Source organism: Actinomadura logoneensis, from assembly GCF_003428695.1.
In the GTDB taxonomy this organism is placed as follows: domain Bacteria; phylum Actinomycetota; class Actinomycetes; order Streptosporangiales; family Streptosporangiaceae; genus Spirillospora; species Spirillospora logoneensis.
Window position 1 is genome coordinate 1 of record NZ_QURH01000680.1, and the last position, 2,838, is coordinate 2,838.

3 protein-coding genes are annotated in these 2,838 nt (G+C 75.4%); 2 read left to right on the forward strand and 1 reads right to left on the reverse strand.

Translation table 11 applies throughout. The annotated features are described in order from the left end of the window. A partial coding sequence (locus DZF91_RS25565; RefSeq protein WP_147341381.1) for an RNA polymerase sigma factor occupies positions 1-247 on the forward strand: 247 nt, incomplete at its 5' end. Beyond that, a complete protein-coding gene (locus DZF91_RS25570; RefSeq protein ID WP_117359763.1) occupies positions 244-1,260 on the forward strand; it encodes a hypothetical protein in 1,017 nt (338 codons plus the stop codon). The genes DZF91_RS25565 and DZF91_RS25570, both read left to right, overlap by 4 nt. A 72-nt stretch (positions 1,261-1,332) precedes the next feature. On the opposite strand, the gene DZF91_RS25575 is transcribed toward DZF91_RS25570, so the two are convergent. Further along, positions 1,333-2,544, reverse strand: a complete 1,212-nt coding sequence (locus DZF91_RS25575; protein ID WP_147341382.1) for a hypothetical protein — start codon at positions 2,542-2,544, stop codon at positions 1,333-1,335. Between the last annotated feature and the right edge of the window lie 294 nt (positions 2,545-2,838).

A 2,838-nucleotide genomic window follows, 5' to 3' on the forward strand; every position in this document is an offset into this window, starting at 1 on the left:
CGACGGCGCGTCCGGGCGGGTCGCGGCGGCGCTGCGCAGCCTGCCGGAGGCCGACCGCGAACTGCTGACCCTGGTCGGCTGGGAGGGCCTCGGCCACGCGGAGCTGGCCACGGTGCTCGGCTGCTCCCGGAACGCGGTCCGGGTCCGCCTGCACCGCGCCCGCCGCCGCTTCGCGCGCGCCCTGCGCCGCCATGACGCCCCGATCCCCGCCGCCGCCCTGCGCGCCCTGGAAGGAGACCTCACATGACCGAACGGTCGCTGATCAGCCGGGTGTCGCCGATCTCCGACGAGGCCGCCGACCGGCTCGTGTCGGACGCCGCCTACCGGGAACTCGCCGCCGACATCGCCCGCACGGGCACCGCGGACATCGCCCGCACGGGCGCCGCGGACATCGCCCGCACGAGCACCGCCGAGATGGCTCGCACGGGCACCACCGACATCGCCCGCACGGGCGCCACCGACATCGCCCGCACGAGCGCCGCGGACATCGCCCGCACGAGCGCCGCCGAGATGGCTCGCACGGAAGCCACCGTTGCGGGGCGCAGCGCCTCGGCCGCCCGCCGCCCGTGGCGGAAGGCCACTCTGGCGTTCGGAACCGTCACGGCCGTCGCCGCCACCGCCGCGGCCGTGGTCTTCGGCTGGCCGGGGGCGGAGCGGCCCGCCGAAGCGCTCTCCTTTTCCCGGGACGGGGATTACGTCAACGTCGCCGTCCGGGATCCGCACGCCTCCCCCGCGCGGCTGCGGGCGGAGTTCGCCGCGCACGGCCTGTCCGTGAACCTGGACGTCCGGCCCGCGTCCCCGAGCCTCGTCGGTGCCCTGCTCGGGTCGGACGGCGCGCAGCCGTCGGCGACTCCGAATCCCTCCGGCGCGGACTGCGGGAGGACCTGGTGCCACAGGGGCTTGCGGATCCGCCTCGGCCACCAGGCACCGGTCACCGTCGTGCTCGGACGCGCGCCGAGGCCCGGCGAACGGATCGCTCTGACGGGGAGCGCCACCGCGCCGGGCGAGGTTCTCGCCGGGGTGCGGGTGAGGGGCCGGACCGTCGCGGAGGTCCGCGCCGTCCTCCGGCAGCGCCACGGGACCGTCGCGGCCTACACTCTGGACCGGTTCGCCGGACGGCACGCCGGCATCGTGGACCTCGAGGCGCCGGTCGTGCCGAAGGGCGTGGTGAAGGGCACCTGGTACGTGTCGGACGCGTTCAGCGGGCCGGCCGCCGGGACCGTCCGGCTCGTGGTCTCACCGCGCCGCCCCGCTTCGTGACGGCCGTGCCCGTGAGGCCGTGCCCGTGACGGACGCGTCGCCCCTCCTCCGTGACGGACGGGTCCGGGGCGGTCAGGCGGTGGTGATCGTCCAGGACGGGTCGTCGCAGGTGATCGCTCCCGCGGCGGCGTGCTGGAGCAGCCGCTCGCCGCCGTTGGGAGCGAGCGGGGCGTGGACGCGGACGCCGGTGACGCCCGCAGCCGCGTAGATCGCCGGGGTGCCCGCGGGGGTGAGCACCCGCTGCTCCCTCCCGCCGGACCACTGGCAGCCGACGAACGCGATCTGCGCACCGGCGTGGATGTAGACCTGTCCCTTCTCCCAGGGGCGGCCGGTCGATGCGGGGCGGACGGCGTTGTTGAAGAACCAGCAGTCCTGGAAGACGTGGCCCTCGCCGCCGTCGATGACGATCGCCGGCCCCTGGCAGGCGGTGTTGACGTCCCGTCCGGTCGAGTCGAGCAGGAGGCCGTGGAAGGACAGGCCGCCGTAGCCGCGTCCGACCCTGATCGCGGTCGCGTGCTGCGGCGTGATGTACAGCGGCCCGACGCGGGTCCGGGACATGCTGGTGAAGTGGATGTAGGCCGCGGCCGTGGCCGGCACGCTCCCCGACAGGAACGAGTAGCCGCTCATCCAGTAGGTGTTGTCGGATCCGCCCAGTTTGAACTGCACGTCGCCGCCGTTGTTGACGTAGGTCCGCTCGATCGCGACGCGCAGGTGGCGGGCGTGCATGACCGAGGAGAAGCCGTTCCAGGCCAGGTCGGTGAAGTCGCAGTCGGACATGATCGGGCCGCCCGCGAAGTCGGTCTCGCGGACCGTCCAGTCCACCGGCCCGGCGGCACGGAACTGGACGCCCCGGATGCTGACGCCGCGCACACCGGCGCGCGGCGTCGCGAACAGCGGCCGGCCCCGGACGGTGACGATCGACTGGGGTCCGCGGGTGTCGAACTCGCGCTCGGGCGCGCCCAGCGGACCGGACAGCTTCAGGCCGTCGGCCAGCGTGTACGGCCCGCCGGACAGTTCGAGCGGCCCGTTCGGCAGCAGGATCACCGGCTTGAACGTCTGCGCGCCGACGTGGGAGAGCGCGGCGGCGAACCTGGCGTCCCAGTCCGTCCCCGGGAAGGAGGCGAGGGGGACGCCGCCGGGGACCCCCGTGCCCGTTGCCGCCTGCCGACCACCGGACGCCTGGAGACCGGCGGGCGCTTGGAGATCGGCGGACGCTAGGAAACCGGCGGGCGCTCGCGGGGGCCGTTCCGTGGGTGTCCCTCGGCGGCCGAACCAGTGCCTCATGCGCGTTCTCCCGGCTCGTCCTCGCGTGCCGGAGCCCACGTTCGCACGTCGTCGCGGCGGTCGCGGCGGGCTCGACGCGGATGTGGCGGTGAGGCCACGGTCCCCGAGCGCGCCGTCGCTTCCGGGGCCTCGGATGATCTCGGGCGGCGCGGGTGTTGCCCGGACCACATCACCGGTGGAGCATTAGGCAGGGCCGGCCGCCCACCGGCCGTCCCGCCCCGCCTGCCCGCCCCGCCTGCCCGCCCGCCCGTCGCTCGTCCGTCCGCCACCGGATCCGCTTCGGCGGTCCGCCCC

Coding starts and splice junctions, on each gene's coding strand:
- DZF91_RS25575 (WP_147341382.1), bottom strand. CDS start 2,544: ATGAGGCACTGGTTCGGCCGCCGAGGGACACCCACGGAACGGCCCCCG.
- DZF91_RS25570 (WP_117359763.1), top strand. CDS start 244: ATGACCGAACGGTCGCTGATCAGCCGGGTGTCGCCGATCTCCGACGAG.